14 protein-coding genes are annotated in these 17189 nt (G+C 64.9%); 6 read left to right on the plus strand and 8 right to left on the minus strand.

Annotated features, from left to right (window positions below):
• Positions 1–2 precede the first annotated feature (2 nt).
• Positions 3–974 carry a tonB-system energizer ExbB gene (exbB, locus tag AC0L24_RS20095; RefSeq protein ID WP_473564092.1) on the minus strand — a complete coding sequence of 324 codons (972 nt, stop codon included), beginning with the start codon at positions 972–974 and terminating at the stop codon, positions 3–5.
• Positions 975–1039: 65 nt separating this feature from the next.
• Complete coding sequence (locus tag AC0L24_RS20100) at positions 1040–1831, minus strand: ATP-binding cassette domain-containing protein (protein ID WP_164762277.1); 792 nt, start codon at positions 1829–1831, stop codon at positions 1040–1042.
• A 179-nt stretch (positions 1832–2010) separates the two neighbouring features.
• Between AC0L24_RS20100 and AC0L24_RS20105 the strand changes: the two genes are divergently transcribed.
• The 5 genes from AC0L24_RS20105 to AC0L24_RS20125 all read left to right on the plus strand — a co-directional run bounded on the left by AC0L24_RS20105 (position 2011) and on the right by AC0L24_RS20125 (position 9736).
• Positions 2011–4230, plus strand: a complete 2220-nt coding sequence (locus AC0L24_RS20105; protein WP_127808770.1) for a TonB-dependent siderophore receptor — start codon at positions 2011–2013, stop codon at positions 4228–4230.
• Between the two features lie 25 nt (positions 4231–4255).
• Positions 4256–5116 (plus strand): ABC transporter substrate-binding protein, encoded by an 861-nt coding sequence (locus tag AC0L24_RS20110; protein WP_127808769.1) that lies wholly within the window; start codon positions 4256–4258, stop codon positions 5114–5116.
• Positions 5113–7116, plus strand: coding sequence for a Fe(3+)-hydroxamate ABC transporter permease FhuB (gene fhuB / locus AC0L24_RS20115; RefSeq protein WP_127808768.1), 2004 nt, complete (start codon positions 5113–5115; stop codon positions 7114–7116). The genes AC0L24_RS20110 and fhuB overlap by 4 nt, the downstream gene beginning before the upstream one ends.
• Positions 7117–7225: 109 nt before the next feature.
• On the plus strand, positions 7226–8950 hold the full coding sequence (locus AC0L24_RS20120; protein WP_127808767.1) for an ABC transporter ATP-binding protein: 1725 nt from the start codon (positions 7226–7228) through the stop codon (positions 8948–8950).
• A 99-nt stretch (positions 8951–9049) separates the two neighbouring features.
• Positions 9050–9736 (plus strand): cysteine hydrolase family protein, encoded by a 687-nt coding sequence (locus tag AC0L24_RS20125; protein ID WP_127808766.1) that lies wholly within the window; start codon positions 9050–9052, stop codon positions 9734–9736.
• Positions 9737–9742: 6 nt separating this feature from the next.
• Here the strand turns inward: AC0L24_RS20125 and AC0L24_RS20130 are convergent, their stop codons facing one another.
• Positions 9743–10684, minus strand: a complete 942-nt coding sequence (locus tag AC0L24_RS20130; RefSeq protein WP_127808765.1) for an LLM class flavin-dependent oxidoreductase — start codon at positions 10682–10684, stop codon at positions 9743–9745.
• A gap of 109 nt (positions 10685–10793) precedes the next feature.
• Positions 10794–10949 carry a hypothetical protein gene (locus AC0L24_RS20135; RefSeq protein ID WP_023811179.1) on the minus strand — a complete coding sequence of 52 codons (156 nt, stop codon included), beginning with the start codon at positions 10947–10949 and terminating at the stop codon, positions 10794–10796.
• Between the two features lie 289 nt (positions 10950–11238).
• On the opposite strand from AC0L24_RS20135, the gene AC0L24_RS20140 reads away from it, so the two are divergent.
• A complete protein-coding gene (locus AC0L24_RS20140) occupies positions 11239–12006 on the plus strand; it encodes an SDR family NAD(P)-dependent oxidoreductase (protein WP_127808763.1) in 768 nt (255 codons plus the stop codon).
• An 80-nt stretch (positions 12007–12086) separates the two neighbouring features.
• On the opposite strand, the gene AC0L24_RS20145 is transcribed toward AC0L24_RS20140, so the two are convergent.
• The 4 genes from AC0L24_RS20145 to AC0L24_RS20160 all read right to left on the minus strand — a co-directional run bounded on the left by AC0L24_RS20145 (position 12087) and on the right by AC0L24_RS20160 (position 17124).
• Positions 12087–13031: an ABC transporter permease gene (locus tag AC0L24_RS20145; protein ID WP_127808762.1), complete on the minus strand. Its 945-nt coding sequence runs from the start codon at positions 13029–13031 to the stop codon at positions 12087–12089.
• Positions 13028–14083 carry an ABC transporter permease gene (locus tag AC0L24_RS20150; protein WP_127808761.1) on the minus strand — a complete coding sequence of 352 codons (1056 nt, stop codon included), beginning with the start codon at positions 14081–14083 and terminating at the stop codon, positions 13028–13030. The genes AC0L24_RS20145 and AC0L24_RS20150 overlap by 4 nt, the downstream gene beginning before the upstream one ends.
• A gap of 224 nt (positions 14084–14307) precedes the next feature.
• Entirely contained in the window at positions 14308–15819 is a 1512-nt protein-coding gene (locus AC0L24_RS20155; RefSeq protein WP_292140570.1) for an ABC transporter ATP-binding protein, read from the minus strand.
• 273 nt (positions 15820–16092) lie between these two features.
• On the minus strand, positions 16093–17124 hold the full coding sequence (locus AC0L24_RS20160; RefSeq protein WP_127808760.1) for a BMP family protein: 1032 nt from the start codon (positions 17122–17124) through the stop codon (positions 16093–16095).
• Between the last annotated feature and the right edge of the window lie 65 nt (positions 17125–17189).

Raw genomic sequence — 17189 nt, forward strand, 5'->3', positions numbered from 1 at the left:
CGCTACTCCGCCGCCAGTGGCGTTGCCGGCGCGACGGTGCGGAAGTCGAGGTCGCGGCTGACCAGCCGTTCGACCCCGGCGGCAGCATCGGCGAGGATCTGCCGATAGCCGGCTATCGAGCGGGCAAAGACGTTGTAGATGACGACGGCCGGTATGGCCGCGACCAGGCCCATCGCGGTGGCCAGCAGCGCTTCGGCGATGCCCGGCGCGACCACAGCGAGATTGGTGGTCTGCGCCTGCGAGATGCCGATGAAGGCGTTCATGATGCCCCAGACAGTGCCGAACAGGCCGACGAAGGGCGCGGTCGAGCCGATCGTCGCCAGCACGCCGGTGCCGCGCGACATGCGCCGCGCCGCCGCCGCCTCGATGCGCGACAGGCGCGACGTGACCCGTTCCTTGAGGCCGTCGCCCGAGACATGATCGAGCGCGCCGGCCGAGAGTGCGGTCTCCTCCTCGGCCGCCCGCACCAGCAGCGCGCCGGGACCGCCGCTGCGGTCAAGGGTACGGCTGGCCTGCTTCAGCGTGGCGGCCTCGCCGATCGCCCGCACGGCGCGACGAATGCGCAGCTTGCCGCCGAAAAGCTCCAGCGACTTGGCCAACCATATCGTCCAGGTGACGAGGGAGGCAAAGGCCAGCCCGATCATCACCGCCTTGACGACAATGTCGGCCGCCATGAACATGCCCCATGGCGACAGATCATGCGGCAAGGTCAACTCCATCGCCGTCGAAGGTCCGGCCTCGGACGGCGCGGCCGTGTTCGGCTGGGTGCCTGGCTGCGAAGGCGCCATCGTGGCCGGCGGAGCGCCCGCCGGTGCGGCGGGTGCGGGTGCAATCGGCGCTGGGGCCGCGGGAGCAGCCGGGGTGGGGGATTCGACCGCCGGCGCGGCACCGGCGGGTTGCTCCTGGGCCATCGCGCTGCCGGCCGACAGGATGACGGATGCGACCAACGCCGCCAACAAACCAGTTCTCGACAACAGCTTCTTCCTTGTTCTCACAGCGGCCTGCCGCCTTCTATTTCCCGCCGCCGCATCAGATATTGTCACTGCACATAGCCGACAGGCTGGCCGGTGACGGGGTGCGCGAACACGCCCATCTCCACACCGAAAATGCCTTTCAGCACATCGCTGCGCATGATTTCGCCTGGCGTGCCGCGCGTCAGCAGCTTGCCGTCCTTGAGCGCGATCAGTTCGTCGCAGTAGCGCGCCGCCATGTTGGGATCGTGCAGCACGACGACGACACATAGGTCGCGTTTGCGGCTGAGCTCCTTGACCAGCCCGAGCACCTCGACCTGATGGGCGATGTCGAGTGCCGAAATCGGCTCGTCGAGCAGCATGACGCCGGCGTTCTGCGCCACCAGCATGGCGAGCCAGGCGCGTTGGCGCTCGCCGCCCGACAATTCGTCCACCAGCCGGTCGGCAAAACCCTCCATATCGGTCAGGGCCAGCGCCTCCTCGACATGCTGCCTGTCCTCGGCGCGGAAACGGCCAAGCGCGCCATGCCAGGGATAGCGCCCGAGCGTCGCCAGTTCGCGCACGGTCAGGCCGGTCGCCGCAGGCGTCGTCTGCGGCAGATAGGCAAGCGCGCGGGCAAATTCGCGGGCGCCCCATTGCGGCAACGGACGTCTGGCGAAAGTGATGGCGCCTGAACTCGCCGGCTGCTGGCGCGCCATGAGCTTGATAAGCGTCGACTTGCCCGAACCATTGTGGCCGATCAGCCCATAGACGCGCGAGCGCTCCAATTCGAGCGAGACCGGACCGAGCAGCGTCCGCTCGCCGACGGCAAAGCGCACCGCGTCGATATGGAAGGCAGTCTGGGCATCAATTCCAGCCATGCTCATGGCTTTTCTCCAGTGCGGCCGCCCGCATTTCCAGATTCCGGCATTTCGACGGGTCGTGCCCGGTTGACTATGAAACATGACCTTACTAGTCAACATTGAAGATGACTGCAACGATCAACAAATCGGCGCGACCGGCAATATCGGCACGAAATTTGGAAACAGGGGCGCACCAGATGATTTCAGGACATGGACCGATTTGGCGGAACCGGATAGCGCGCAAGCGCCTGCTGATCGCAACGGTGTCGCTGCCGGCCCTGCTTGGCTGCGGCCATGCACTGGCCCAGGAGACGGTCACCACCACCCTAGACCCGATCAAAGTCCAGGAACGTGTCGAAAGCGCTTTCGGGCCGGTCAAGGGCTACGTTGCCACAAAGGGCTCCACCGGCACCAAGACCGACACGCCGCTGATCGAGACGCCGCAATCGATATCGGTCATCACCAGGGACCAGATGGAAGCGCAGGCCGTCGACAGCCTGAACAGCGCGTTGCGCTACACACCCGGCGCCACCGGCAATCTCTACGGCACCGACAATCGCGGCCTCGGCCTGCAGTTGCGCGGCATTTCGAACGCCAGCGGCGTCTTCTACAGGGACGGGCTGCAGCTCAAGGAGAGCAATTTCACCCTGTTCACCGCACTCGATTCCTATGGCGCGGAACGCTACGAGGTGCTGCGCGGACCGGCGTCGGTACTTTATGGCCAGGCAAGCCCCGGCGGCATCATCAACTATGTCAGCAAGCGGCCAACCGAGGAAAACCTGCGCGAGGTCGAATTCGGTGGTGGCAGCTTCAACCGGTATGAAGGCAAGTTCGATTTCAGCGGCGCGGTGAACGCCGACAAGTCGCTGCTGTTTCGTCTCACCGGTGCCGCTCACATGGGCGACACGCAGACCGATTTCGTCAAGGACGACCGCATCTTCATCGCGCCGGCGATCACCTGGCAGCCCGATGCCGACACCAGCCTGACCATCCTCGCCAACTATCAGCGCGATCGCTCGGGCTGGGCGATGCAGTATCTGCCTGCCTACGGCACGGTCATACCGGGCAAGGACGGCAAGTACCTGCCGAACAGCATGTTCGTCGGCGAACCCGGCTTCGACTCCTACAACAACGACCAGGCTTCGATCGGCTACGAATTCGACCACCGTTTCAACGAAACCTGGCAGGTTCGGCAGCATGCCCGCTACGTCCACCTCACCCACACCGAGGAGGGCGTCTTTGGTGGCGGGCTGACGGACTCGGACGGCCTGGAACCTTCAAGCGGCGACTACTACCGTTATGCAGATGCCGGCGGCACCAAACTCAGCGGCGTCACCATCGACAACCAGGCACAAGCCGATTTCGACACCGGGCCGCTCGCCCACACGCTGCTCGTCGGCCTCGACTACAAACGCTATACTTACCGCGACTATGCCTCGGAAGGGACCGTCGAGGACGGTTTCAACGTCTTCGATCCGATTTACGGGTACCCGATCACCGATCTGACGCCCTATACCGATACCGACACCACCCAGCAGCAGGTCGGTCTCTATGCGCAGGACCAGGTAAAGCTCGGCAACTGGCGGCTGACCCTTGGCGGCCGCCAGGATTGGTCGGACGCCAAGGTCTACGACAATCTGGCCGGCGGCTACATTCCCGAGCAGAAGGACAACGCCTTCACCAGCCGGGCGGGGCTCGTCTATCTCGCCGACAACGGGCTTGCGCCCTATGTCAGCTACTCCGAATCGTTCCAGCCCGTGGCCGGCGCCGACAGCGACGGCAATCTGTTCGTGCCCGAGACCGGCAGGCAGTACGAGATCGGGCTGAAATACCAGCCGACCGGCTGGAACTCCTTCATTACGGCATCGGTTTTCGACCTGACCCGGCAGAATGTCGTGCGTTCCGGTAATGAGGGCTCACCCAACGATCTGTTCCAGACCGGTGAGATCCGTTCGCGCGGCGTGGAACTGGAAGCCGTGGCGAGCCTGGATGCGGGCCTCGATCTGAGAGCGGCCTACACCTACCTCGACACCAGGATCACCAAGGCGACCGCTGTCGAAGACGTCAACGGCGTCTGGGTCAGCAACGAGGGCAACATGCCCTTCGGCGTGCCGGCCCATTCCGCATCGCTTTGGGCCAATTACACCTTCATGAGCGGCAAGCTCGAAGGTCTCGGCCTGGGTGCCGGCGTCCGCTATGTCGGCTCGACCTATGGCGACGACGCCAACAGCTTCAAGGTTCCGTCGGTCGTGCTCGCCGACGCGGCGGTGCATTACGCCTGGCAGAACGCCACGCTCAGCCTCAATGCCAGTAATCTGTTCGACAAACGCTATGTCGCCTCCTGTTTCTCCTCGGGCTTCGGCTGCTTCTACGGCGAAGGCCGCAGGATCAACGGTTCGGTGAAATACACATGGTAGAAGCAATGTGGCGGGCCGGCCCAAAATGGCGGCGCTGACACGGCGCCAGTATCTTGCCGGCCTCGCCGCGACCGGCCTCGCTTTGCCGGGCGGCATGGCACGCGCGGCACCTGCCCGCGTCGTCTGCCTGGAATGGACATCGGCCGAACTGGTGGTCTCGCTCGGCCTGTCGCCGCTCGCCGTCGGCGACACCAGGGGTTATGGCGACTGGGTGCAGGGCCCGGCGCTGCCGCAGGCCACCATCGACCTGGGATCGCGCAGCGAGCCCAATCTCGAACTGCTTCGGGAACTGCGGCCCGACCTGATCGTCGGCGCCTATGGCTATGGCTTGGACGAGAACAGCTTCACCAGATTGGCGCCGACCTTCAACGTGCCGTTCTACAGCGGCAAGGCTCCACCTTACGCGCAGGCGCAACAGGTGACGCTGCAGCTTGGCGACATGCTCGGCCGCAGGACGGAAGCAGAAAACCTTGTCGGGCGCACCGAAGCCTCGATCGCCCAAGCGCGTGCCAGGCTGGAGCGGGCGGTGCAAAAACCGGTCTGCGTCGTCAGCATGTTCGACGATCGCCATGTCCGCGTCTACGGCGCCGGCAGCCTGCTGCAGGATGTCCTCGACCGGCTCGGCCTCGTCAACGCCTGGACCGGCGCCACCAATGAATGGGGTTTTTCGACGGTCGGCATCGAGGAACTGGTCGCCGTCGGCGGGGCGCAACTGATCTCGCTCGATCCGATCCCGCCGCACGTCAGGATCAGGATTGCCCGCAGCTCGCTCTGGGCCAATCTGCCCTGCGTCCGGAACGGCCAGGTGCGGACCATTCCGCCAGTCTGGCCGTTCGGCGGTCTCACTGCTGCCGCGCGTTTCGCCGAATTCGTGGCAGCGGCATGATCGCTCAGGCAATGTCCCTGCCGCGACAGCGCGACGGCATCGGCGCGCTCATCCTGCTGGTGGCCGTGCCCGCGGGCCTGGCACTGATGCTGACCATCTTCGATCTCATCAACCTTTTCCCGACGCACCTGTGGTGGCAGGCGCTCACCGCTCCCGACACATCCGATCCAGCGCAGTTGCTGTATCGCTATGCCTTCCTCCCGCGTGTCGCCGTCAGCATGCTGGCCGGCGCGGCACTTGGTCTCGCCGGTGTCATCATGCAGCATGTGCTGCGCAACCCGCTGGCCGAGCCGACCACGATCGGCACCAATGCCGGAGCGAGCCTCGCTTTGGCGGCCGCCACCCTCTACGCACCATGGCTGCTGGAAGGCGGCCGCGAAGGCGTGGCGCTGGCTGGCGGCGCGCTCGCCACATCAGCCGTTTTCGCACTGGCGCGCGGGCGCAGCTTTTCGCCAGTGTCGATCATCATCGCCGGCCTCGTCGTCAGCCTCACTTTCGGCTCGGCCGGCGCGCTGCTGATGGCGCTCAACCGCGAATACACCGAGGAGCTGTTCATCTGGCAGAGCGGCTCGCTGGTGCAGAATGGCGACGCGGCGGTCCTTGTTCTGGCGCCATGGCTGCTGGCCGGCATCTGCGCCGCGCTCCTGCTCTGGCGACCGCTACGCCTGCTCGACCTCAGCGACGACGGCGCGGCATCGCTCGGCACCCGGCCGGCCGTCATCCGCCTTGCCGGCATGACAGTCGCCGTCCCGCTCAGCGCGCTGGTCGTCGCCGAGGTCGGCGTCATCGGTTTCGTGGCACTCGCCGCCCCGGCGCTGGCGCGGCTGGCCGGAGCGCGCACGCTTGGCCGCCGTCTGGTCTGGTCGCCGCTGGTCGGCGGTGCCCTGCTCTGGCTCACCGACCGCCTGGTGCAGCATCTGCCGTTCACCGGCGAAATCCCCGCCGGCACCGCGACCGCTTTGCTCGGCGCGCCGCTGCTGCTGTTCCTGTTGCCGCGAATGCGAACCACCCCCGAAAGGCAGGCCGACATGGTGTCGTCGATACGCCTGCCGACAAACGGCCTGCCGTTGATCGCGGGCCTGCTGGCGCTCATCCTCGCGGTTGTCCTCGCCATCGGCTTTGGCCGTGGCGCAGGCGGTTGGCACTGGATCGCATCCGCGGATTTGACCGAGCTGCTTGCCCTGCGCGCGCCTCGCGTCGTCGTCGCCCTGTCGGCGGGCGTCCTGCTCGCCGTCGCCGGCACGCTGATGCAGCGCATGACCGGCAACCCGATGGCCGCACCCGAGGTCCTGGGCATTTCCGGCGGCGCCTCTTTCGGCGTGCTGGCGCTGCTGCTGCTCAGCGACAGCTTCGACCGCTCAACAATGCTCGGCGCGGCCTTGGCGGGCGCCTTGCTGGCGCTGACGATCGTCGTGCTGGTCGGGCGACGCAATGCCCTGTCGCCGGAACGGCTGCTGCTTGCCGGCGTCGCCGTTGCGACGGTCGCGTCCGCCTTCGCCGCGCTGCTTCTGGCCAGCGGCGATCCGCGCATGGACTTCCTGCTCGCCTGGCTGTCGGGATCGACCTATCGCGCAACGCCAACGGATGCCTTCACCGCCGCAACGGTCGCGGTCACCGTCCTCGCGCTGGCGCCGCTGACCGCGCGCTGGCTCGATATACTGCCGCTCGGCGAAACCGCCGCGCGTGGCCTTGGCCTGCGACTGGGACGCGTTCGCGCCACATTGCTTGCGCTCACCGCATTGGCCACCGCAACCGCGACATTGGTCATCGGCCCGCTGAGCTTCGTCGGCCTGATGGCGCCGCACCTCGCACGCATGCTCGGCTTCCGCCGCGCCGTGCCGCAGCTTCTGGCCTCGGCCATGACAGGCGGGCTGATCCTCGTTGCCGCCGACTGGGCAGGGCGGACGCTGATCTTTCCCTGGCAAGTGCCGGCCGGCCTCATCGCCGCCTTCGTCGGCGGCCCCTATTTCATGGCGCTGATGTGGAAAGGCAGGCAATGAAGTCCGTCCTGGCATATTGCCGCCCTTGCGCTGCCGATTGTAAGCAGCGCCCACCGATGACGGCCGGCGCGCTCACCGCGCCCGTCAAGACAGCTTGCGGTTCACCTCGATGATCAGACGTTTCCTTTCCTACTACGCGCCCTGGAAGGGGCTGTTCGCGCTCGACTTCTCCTGCGCGGTGCTGGCCGGCCTGCTTGAACTCGGCTTTCCCATGGCGGTCCGCACCTTCGTCGACCAGCTGCTGCCGCAGCAGGACTGGACCTTGATCATCATCGCGTCTGCCGGGCTGCTGGTGATCTATCTGCTCAACACGGTGCTGATGGCGGTCGTCACCTATTGGGGCCACATGCTCGGCATCAACATCGAGACCGAGATGCGGCGCAAGAGCTTCGATCATCTGCAGAAACTCTCGTTCCGCTTCTACGACAACCACAAGACCGGCCATCTCGTCGGCCGTGTCACCAAGGACCTCGAGGAGATCGGCGAGATCGCCCATCACGGCCCCGAGGACCTGTTCATCGCCATCATGACCTTCGCTGGCGCCTTCGTGCTGATGTTCACGGTCAACATGCATCTGGCGCTGATCACGGCGGTGATCGTGCCTCTGATCGCCTGGGTGACGATGCGCTACGGCGACCGCATGGAGCGCAACTGGCAGGCGCTCTACCGGCGTGTTGGCGATTTCAACGTCCGCATCGAGGAGAATGTCGGCGGCATGCGCGTCGTCCAGGCCTTTGCCAATGAGGAGCATGAGCGCACGCTGTTCGCGCATGACAACCAGCGCTACCGCCAGACCAAGCTCGACGCCTACCGCATCATGTCGGCCAGCAATTCCCTGAACTATATGGGCATCAGGTTGATCCAGCTCGTGGTCATGATCGCCGGCAGCTATCTCGTCATCACGGGAGGCCTCAGCAATGGCGGCTTCGTCGGCTTCCTGCTTCTGGTCGGCGTCTTCGTACGGCCGATCGAGAAGATCAACTCGGTGATCGAGACCTATCCCAAGGGTATTGCCGGCTTCCGCCGCTACACCGAATTGCTCGACACCGAACCCGACATCGCCGACCGGCCAGGTGCCGTGACCGTAAGCGGCCTCAAGGGCGATATCGAATATCGCGGCGTGAGCTTTGGCTATGGCGACGGCAAGCCGGTGCTCAGGGGTATCGATCTCACCATCCACGCCGGCGAAACCATCGCCTTCGTCGGCCCGTCCGGCGCCGGCAAGACCACCATCTGCTCGCTGCTGCCGCGTTTCTACGAGGTCAGCGCCGGCGCGATCAGCATCGACGGCATCGATATCAGGAACATGACGCTCGCTTCGCTGCGCGGCCAGATCGGCATCGTCCAGCAGGATGTGTTCCTGTTCGGGGGCTCGATCCGCGAAAACATCGCCTATGGCCGCCTCGGCGCTTCCGACGAGGCCATCACCGACGCCGCACGGCGCGCGCAACTCGACGACATGATATCGGGCCTGCCGGCCGGCTATGACACGATCATCGGCGAGCGCGGCGTAAAATTGTCCGGCGGCCAGAAGCAGCGGCTGGCGATCGCCCGCATGTTCCTGAAGAACCCGCCGATCCTTATCCTCGACGAGGCGACGTCGGCGCTCGACACCGAGACCGAGCGCGAAATCCAGAAGTCGTTGGCCGAACTTGCCGAGGGCCGAACCACGCTGGTCATCGCACACCGGCTGGCAACGATCCGCGGCGCCGACCGCATCGTCGTCGTCTCGGAGTCGGGCGTCGTCGAACAGGGTTCGCACGGCGAACTGCTCCGCGCCGGCGGCATCTACCGGCGCCTGCATGACGCCCAGCATCTGGTGTCGTCGCGCTGATACGAAACCGCTGGAGCAATTCCAGGGAAAGTGTGAAACGGTTTTCCGTTCGGAATTGCGTCAAGCAAACAAGTGCCGATCGAAAAACGGGAGCCAAAAATGATCAAGGCGACGCCCTTCGACTTTCCCTATGACGGCAGGCTGATGGCCGAAACCACCGCGCTGATCGTCATCGACCTGCAGCAGGATTTCCTGTCGACGACGGGCTACTTCGCCAGGCAGGGATATGATCCCTCGCCGCTCAGGGTGATCCTGCCGACCGTGAGCCGGCTGATATCAGCCGCCCGCAAGGCCGGTGTCAGGGTCATCCACACCAGGCAGGGCTACCGGGCTGACATGGCCGACATGACGCCCTACGAGACATGGCGCCGCAAGCGCGCTGGGCTCGAAGGCACCGAAATCCTGCTGCGCTCTGGTCCAGGATTCCAGATCGTTCCGGAGATCGACGTCGCCCCGCAGGACATCATCGTCGACAAGACCTGCAACAGTGCTTTCACCTATACGGATTTCGAACTTGTGCTGCGCGCGCAAGGCATCACGCATCTGCTGTTTTCCGGATGCACCACGGATGTCTGCGTCCACACCACGCTGCGTGAGGCCTGCGACCGCAATTTCCAATGCCTGACGATTTCGGACGCCTGCGCCAGCGGCGACAGACAAGCGCACGAAGCAGCCCTTCACATGGTGACGGTTGAAGACGGCGTCTTCGGAGTGCTGGCGGATGCAGCCGCCGTCATTGAAGGCCTGTCGCGGCTTGGCGACAGGCCCGAGGCAACAAAAGGCTGAAGAACTTCAGCCCGTTGCCCGCGTCTCCAATCCTGCACGAGACGCATATGCCCCAGGCTGGAATGCCTCGTGTTCGCGACGCGCCAGCGAATTGCGCAGCAGAGCGATCGTTTCCCGGCCGAGCGTTGCGATCTCGCGTGGCGTGTCGACGCCGACAATCATGAATTCATCGATCCCAAGGGCTGCATACGCAAGCAGCGACAGGGCGGCCTGGGCTGGCGGCCCGGCAACATCGACCGCCTTGTGGCCGGAGGCGGAAGCACCTTGGTGAATCCCGACCGGAAGCGCGAAGCGCAGCTTGCCGGCCCGGCCATGTTCGGCGGCGGAGCGGCGCACCCGCTCCATCAATTGCCGGATCTCGTCGATCGAGCCGGGCGCCAATTCAAAGACATCGGCATGCCGGCCGGCAACTTTGAGTGCCGTTCCGGACTGCCCGCCCATGCGGATGACCAGGTCGGCGCCGTGCGGTCCCTTGCGCGGCACATAGCCGCCCTTGATGCTGTAGAACGTTCCTTCGTGGTCGAAGGGCCGGTCGTTCGACCACAGCCGCTTCAGCAGCACCAGATATTCGTCGATGCGCTGCCAGATGACGGTGTGCCCGACCGGCCGTGTTTCGGCGTCGGCGTCGCTCAGCGGCTCGCTGATCATTCTCAGCGCCAGGCGCCCGCCGCTTTTCCTGTCGATCGACGCCAGTTGGCGGGCCGCCACGGTCGGTTCGACCACGCCCGCCCAATGGGTGAGCACGACTTCCAGCGACGAGGTGCGATCGAGCACCTGGGCCGCAAGATCCATGTTGGTCAGCAGTCCGGCCGAATCGTCGATGACGATCTTGCGGAAGCCGCCATCCTCGATCAGCCCGAGCTTGGTCGCGGTCTCGGCAAAGTCGTAGAAAAAGGGAACCGCGGCATCGGCGGTCTTACCGGGAATATGCGTGAACTCGATCGGCATTGCCATGTCCTCCGTGGTGTCGGGCGCGCGAAAGCACGCCGAGGATTCGGTTCATTCAACTCCGATTGCCTGAAAGCGGTGGGCAGCTAAGCCCGGTCGATCTGACGACTCAGGGAATAAGGCCCAGTACGACTGCCCCGGTGAACACGAACGCAAGGGCAAAGACGAGATAGGCGAAAGCCCCGGCATAGGCCGGGCGAAAGGCCTGGGCGTTGGCCGACCGCTGAGCGCTGCGATCCGTCTGGGCGTTCTGGATATAGGACATATCGACCTCCGTCTCGGCGGTTAATCTATAAAACTGGTAGACTTTGTCGATTGCTATTTTTTGGCTAAAGACAGAATAATTTTCTCCTATGATGCCGGAAGTTGGTAGACACTTGCTTAGGGGGAGCGCTCGGACGGCCGATCCATATGGCGCGTCCGTTTGTGCTTCTGCGTCCGAATGGACCTATGGCCTTGCTTTCGCTGCGCTCAATTCGTGGATTGGCCGCCCGGCGCGGGCGCGGTAGCATCGCCCACCAGCAAAGCGAAATCGCCACACAGGGGGCAGAAAAATGGGCACAAGACTGGCCGGCAAGGTCGCCATCATTTCGGGGGGCGCGACGGGAATGGGTGGAGCGACTTCGGAGCTGTTCGCCGCCGAAGGCGCCAAGGTGGCGATCATCGACCGCAACGGCGAGGCGGCCGCCGCAACCGCAGCGACAATCAGGGCGCGCGGCCATCTCGCCGAGCATTTTGTCGCCGACGTCTCCGACGAGGCACAGGTCGAAGCGGCCGTGAAGGGTGCTATCGAAAAACTCGGACCGGTCACCGTGCTGTTCAACCACGCCGGCACCATCGTGATAAAGCCCTTCCTGGAGACCACGGTGCAGGAATGGGATTGGCTGCATGCCGTCAATGTGCGCTCGATGTTCCTGATGACGCGCGCCGTTTTGCCGGGCATGATTGCGGCCGGCGGCGGCTCGATCGTCTGTACTTCGTCGATCTCGGCGGTGGCGGCGACTCCCAACGAAGTGCTCTACGACACCACCAAGGGCGCCTGCCACATGTTCGCCCGCGCCATCGCCGTCGAGTTCCGCGACCGCAACATCCGCTGCAACGCCGTCTGCCCCGGCTTCATCCGTACACCGCACGGCCTGCGCGAGGTCGCCGACCTCGGCAGGCTCGGCGTCGACGTCTCCGACGCGGCACTGGCCGCGCAGCAGGGCCGCATCGGCGAGCCGGAAGAGGTGGCGAGGGCAGCGCTCTACCTGGCCAGCGACGAGTCGAGCTTCGTCAACGGCACGCATCTGTTCGTTGACAATGGTTTTACGGCGATGTGAAACGCTCAAAGGAGGCGCGAACTTGGCAGGATGCGGGTTCCCGCCCCCACGAAGGTGGGGGGAGAGGAACCCAAGCTTTGCTACCGCTCTTCCCTACGAAACGGCTTGAGCAGCGCCGACGGTGCCACCGCGTTGCGCGACATCACAGCCATGGCGACGATGGTGAAGATGAACGGCAGCATCAGGAACGCCTCGTAGGGAATGTGCCCGAGCCCGCTGGCCTGCATGCGCAGTTGCAGCGCATCGACGAAGGCGAACAGCAGCGCCGCGCCCGCCGAGCGCCACGGATCCCAGCGGCCGAATACGACCAGCGCGATCGCCACCCAGCCGCGACCCGACACCACGCCGAAGGTAAAGGCGTTGAACTGCGCCATCGACAGAAAGGCGCCGGCCAGCCCCATCAGCGCCCCGCCGAGGATGACTGCCTGGAAGCGCGTGGCGATGACACTGATCCCCGCCGAATCGGCGGCCCGCGGATTTTCGCCGACCATGCGCACCGACAGACCCCATGGCGTGCGATAGAGCACGAAGGCGGCGAGCGGAATGGCCAGGATCGCCATGTAGACCAGCGCGAACTGGTTGAACACCGCCGTCCCGAGCACCGGGATGTCCGACAGAAGCGGGATCGGCAGCGTCTGAAACCCCTTGATGTTGGGCGGCACCGACTGCTGGCCGAAGATCAGCCGGTAGAGGAAATAGGCGAGGCCCGACGAGAACAGCGTCACGCCGATGCCGCAGACATGCTGGCTGAGGCCGAGCGCCACGGTGAACAGCGCATGCAGCGCACTCATCAGCATGCCGGTCAGCACCGCAGCCAGCACGCCGAGCCACAGGCTGCCGCTGAGGCTGGCGGCGGTAAAGCCGGTCATCGCCGACAACAGCATGATGCCTTCGATGCCGAGATTGAGCACGCCAGCCCGCTCCGAGAACATTTCGCCGAGCGTCGCGAAAGCCAGCGGCGTGGCAATGCGGATGATCGCGGCCAGGAAGCCGACCTGGAATATCTGTTCGAATACCGCGCTCATCGGGCAACTCCGACGCGACGGATGCGATAGGCGGTGAACAGCAGCGCCACCAGCATGGCAAGCAATGCGGTGCCCTGGATGACGTCACTGAGGAAGGCCGGAACGCCGGTCGCCCGCGACATCGCCTCGGCGCCGGTCATCACGGCGGCAAGGAAGATCGCCGCCGGCACCACGCCGAGCGGGTTGAGCCGCGCCAGCATGGCAACGACGATGCCGGAATAGCCGTAGCCCGGCGAGATGTCGCTCATCACCTGGAAATGCACGCCGCCGACCTCGCCGACGCCAGCCAACCCGGCCAGCGCGCCGGACAGCAGCGCCGTCGAGATCAGCACCCGCTCGACATGGATGCCGCCATATCTGGCGGCTTCCGGGTTTTCGCCGGTGACCCTGATCCTGAAGCCGAGCGTCGTGCGCACGATCAGGAACCAGATCAGCGGCGCCGCGATCAGCGCCGCGACGACGCCGAGATGCAGTCTTGTGCCTTCGAGCAGCACCGGGAAATTGGCCGAATCCTCGATCGGCGGCGAGATCGGATAGCCGCTGAAGGAGTCCTTCCACGGGCCTTCGATCAGCGCCATCAGCGCATAATAGATGACCGAGTTGAGCAGCAGCGAACTGACGACATCGTCGACCTTGAATTTTACTCTGAGCGTCGCCGGCACCAGCGCGACTGCGGCTCCCGCCGCGGCACCGGCGACCGCCATCAAGACCATGGCGAGTGGTCCCGGCATTGGAATGGCACCGACGAAGCAGCCGGCCACCGCGCCGGCCAGCAATTGGCCCTCGGCGCCGATGTTCCAGAATTTGGCCCGGAAGGCGACCGCGACCGCCAGTCCGGTGAAGATCATCGGTGTTGCACGGACCATCGTTTCGGTGATCGCATAGCTGTCGCCCAGCGACGCCGTGAACATCACGCCATAAGCTTCGAGCACGCCGGCGCCGGCCAGCGCGATGAGGCCGCTGCATAGGATGAGCGTCCCGCCGATCGCCAGCAATGGCAGAGCGAGGTTGAACCAGGCAGGTGTGCTTGTGCGGGCTTCCAGGCGGAACATTAGGCGGCACCCTCTGTTCTGTCTGTCGAACAAGAATTCTGACGAAGAGGGACCCCCACCCCTAGCCCCTCCCCACAAGGGGGAGGGGAACTTTCGCAGGCGTTGACCACGACAAAACAGCAGAAGTCTGGGCTCGGAAGCTGTGTGAGCGGCGCGCGGCAGCATCCCCCTCCCCCTTGTGGGGAGGGGTTAGGGGTGGGGGTCAGCGCCGCCAGAAGGTCCATCTAGGCTCTCCCCTCCGCCCCGGTCATCATCAAGCCGAGCCGCGCTATCGTCGCATCGGCGCTGTCGAGCGTGCCGACGATGCGGCCCTCATACATCACCGCGATGCGGTCGCAGAGCACCAGCAGCTCTTCGAGATCCTCGCCGATGACGATGATGCCGCAGCCCTTGGTCCGCATATCGAGGAACTTTTCGTGGATGAAGCGCGCAGCGCCGATATCGAGCCCGCGCGTCGGCTGCGAGACAACAAGCACCTTCGGATCGAAGGCAAGCTCGCGTGCCAACAATGCCTTCTGCAGATTGCCGCCGGACAATGCGCCGGCCTGGGTCATCGGCCCAGGGCACCTGATATCATAGGCCTTGATCTGCGCCTCGGCAAAGGCGCGGATCGCATCCGGCTTGAGCAGGCCCTTGCTGCTGAACGCCGCGGTGCCGATGCGAGGCAGCACCATCGAATCGGCGAGCGGCAGATTGGTCACCAGCCCTGTGGTCATGCGGTCTTCCGGGATACGTCCGAGCCCGAGCGCCTGCACCTCGCGCGGCGAAAACCGAGTGACCTTGCTGCCGGCAATCGTCATCTGGCCGGCATCCGGCGAACGTGTCCCGGAGATCACCTCCGCCAGCGCCCGCTGGCCATTGCCCGACACCCCGGCAATGCCGAGGATTTCGCCGGCACGGACGGCAAGCGATACGTCGCGCAGCGGCGTGCCGGAATGATGCGAGGTGGAAATGCCGTCGAGTGTCAGCACATCAGCACCTGGCGTCGATGGCCCCCGCGCCGGCGGCACGATCTCATGGCCGCACATCAGTGTTGCCATCTCCGAGGATGTCGTGTTGGCCGGGTCATCGACGCGGCCGGCAACGCGGCCATGCCGCAGCACCGTGCAGCGATGCGTCAGCGCCCGCACCTCGTTGAGCTTGTGCGAGATGAAGATGATGCCGAGACCTTGCGCCGCCATAGAACGTAACGCCGAAAACAGCCCGTCGACCTCGCTTGGCGCCAGCACCGCTGTCGGCTCGTCGAGGATCAGCAGCCTGGCGCCACGAAACAGAGCCTTGACGATTTCGAGCCGCTGCTGCTCGCCGACCGACAGCGCCGAGACCGGCAGGTTCGGGTCAAGCATCAGCCCATGCTGGCGGCCGATCTCGGCCAGCCGCGCCAGCCCGCCGGCGCGGTCGATCCGTCCTGTCTTGCCGGGGATGCCGATCAAAAGATTTTCCAGCACAGTCAGCCGCGGCGCGAGGTGAAAATGCTGGTGCACCATGCCGATGCCGGCGGCCAGCGCATCGGCGGAACTGGTGATTCGCACCGGCTTGCCCTGGATGAGGATTTCCCCAGCATCGGGCGCATAGGCGCCGAACAGCACATTCATCAGCGTCGTCTTGCCGGCGCCATTCTCGCCCAGCAGCCCGAGGATCTCGCCGGGTGCCACGCTGAGATCAACGGCCTCGTTCGCCTTGACGGCGCCGAAGCTCTTGGTGATGCCGCGCATTTCGATGAGGGGGGCGGGCAAGGGTGCTCCTGCGGAGAGATGGCGCGGTTCTTTCACGCTCCCCCTTGTGGGGGTGAGAAGTGTCCGCGCAGCGGGCGAAAAGCCAATTGCTTGGCTTTTCGGACTTCGAACGCCCCGAGCCTGTGAAGGGCCGGGCTGACAACTGGCGAGCCTGCCGGGTCCCCGCTGCTTCGCAGCGTCCCAGCGTTCGCTGGCCTTTCATCGTGCCACTGGCACGATGAATTCGCCTGCGGCGAACCGGTCGCTCACCCCCACAAGGGGGAGGGTAAAGAATCAATCCGAAACCGGCGTATTCTCGTCCACATCCACCCGGAAATTGCCTTCGAGGATCTCGGCCTTCTTCTTCTCGACCAGCTCCTTGACGTCCGCCGGCAGCGTCTTGTCGAACTTGTGGTAGGGTGCCAGATGCGAGCCGCCCTTGGCCATGCGCGAGAAATCGCCATAGTCCTGCGCGGTGAAGACGCCGGCCCTGACCAGCTTGATCGCCTGCTCGACCGTCGGATACATGTCCCAGACCGGGCCCGTGATGACCGTGTCGGGGCCGAGGCTCGACTGGTCGGACATGTTGGAGATGGCAAGGATCTTCTTGTCGACCGCCGCTTCGATGACACCGAAACGCTCGGCATAGATGACGTCGACGCCGGCGTCGATCTGCGCGACGGCTGCTTCCTTGGCCTTGGGCGGATCGAAGAACGAGCCGATAAAGGCGACCTTTTTCTTGATGTTCGGGTTGACCTCCCTGGCGCCGGCGAAGAAGGCGTTGACCAGCCGGTTGACTTCCGGGATGCCCATCGCCGCGACGGCGCCGATCGTGCCCGACTTCGACATCTTGCCGGCGATCAGCCCGGAGAGATAGGCCGGCTCGTGGATCCAGTTGTCGAAGACGCCGAAATTGGGTTCCGCAGGCCCGGCACCGGAGCCGAACAGCCAGGCGGTCTTCGGAAACTGCTTGGCGGTGCGGCGCGATTCACGTTCGGCGGCGAAGGCATCGCCCAGCACCAGCTCATAGCCGCCTTGCGCATACTCGCGCATGACGCGGCTGAAATCGGCGGTCTGCACCTTCTCGGACCATTTGTATTCGATGCCGAGTTCCTTCTCGGCCCTCTGCAAGGCGACATGGATCTGGTTGTCCCACGGCTCCTCGATCGGCGTGGCGAAGATCGCCGCCACCTTCAGCTTCTTGTCCGCCGCGAAGGCTGCGCCCGGCAGCATCGCCGCAGCCAAACCAAGCGCGCCCAGCTCCAGCACATTGCGTCGCGAAAGCCCTTCGCGTTTTATCTGCGATTTATTGTTCCGGTTTTCCATTGCATTCCCCTCTGTTCGACAGCCGTGTCGAGCCGGCTGTTCCTAGAAATGTCAGACGGGGAAGT

The sequence above is a fragment of the Mesorhizobium sp. WSM4809 genome (assembly GCF_055811655.1).

What these genes read in the sequence shown, in the direction of transcription:
- AC0L24_RS20140 (WP_127808763.1), top strand. Translation starts at nt 11,239, where the DNA reads ATGGGCACAAGACTGGCCGGCAAGGTCGCCATCATTTCGGGGGGCGCG.
- AC0L24_RS20120 (WP_127808767.1), top strand. Translation starts at nt 7,226, where the DNA reads ATGATCAGACGTTTCCTTTCCTACTACGCGCCCTGGAAGGGGCTGTTC.
- fhuB (WP_127808768.1), top strand. Translation starts at nt 5,113, where the DNA reads ATGATCGCTCAGGCAATGTCCCTGCCGCGACAGCGCGACGGCATCGGC.
- AC0L24_RS20110 (WP_127808769.1), top strand. Translation starts at nt 4,256, where the DNA reads ATGGCGGCGCTGACACGGCGCCAGTATCTTGCCGGCCTCGCCGCGACC.
- AC0L24_RS20105 (WP_127808770.1), top strand. Translation starts at nt 2,011, where the DNA reads ATGATTTCAGGACATGGACCGATTTGGCGGAACCGGATAGCGCGCAAG.
- AC0L24_RS20100 (WP_164762277.1), bottom strand. Translation starts at nt 1,831, where the DNA reads ATGGCTGGAATTGATGCCCAGACTGCCTTCCATATCGACGCGGTGCGC.
- AC0L24_RS20130 (WP_127808765.1), bottom strand. Translation starts at nt 10,684, where the DNA reads ATGCCGATCGAGTTCACGCATATTCCCGGTAAGACCGCCGATGCCGCG.
- AC0L24_RS20135 (WP_023811179.1), bottom strand. Translation starts at nt 10,949, where the DNA reads ATGTCCTATATCCAGAACGCCCAGACGGATCGCAGCGCTCAGCGGTCG.
- AC0L24_RS20160 (WP_127808760.1), bottom strand. Translation starts at nt 17,124, where the DNA reads ATGGAAAACCGGAACAATAAATCGCAGATAAAACGCGAAGGGCTTTCG.
- AC0L24_RS20125 (WP_127808766.1), top strand. Translation starts at nt 9,050, where the DNA reads ATGATCAAGGCGACGCCCTTCGACTTTCCCTATGACGGCAGGCTGATG.
- AC0L24_RS20145 (WP_127808762.1), bottom strand. Translation starts at nt 13,031, where the DNA reads ATGAGCGCGGTATTCGAACAGATATTCCAGGTCGGCTTCCTGGCCGCG.
- AC0L24_RS20150 (WP_127808761.1), bottom strand. Translation starts at nt 14,083, where the DNA reads ATGTTCCGCCTGGAAGCCCGCACAAGCACACCTGCCTGGTTCAACCTC.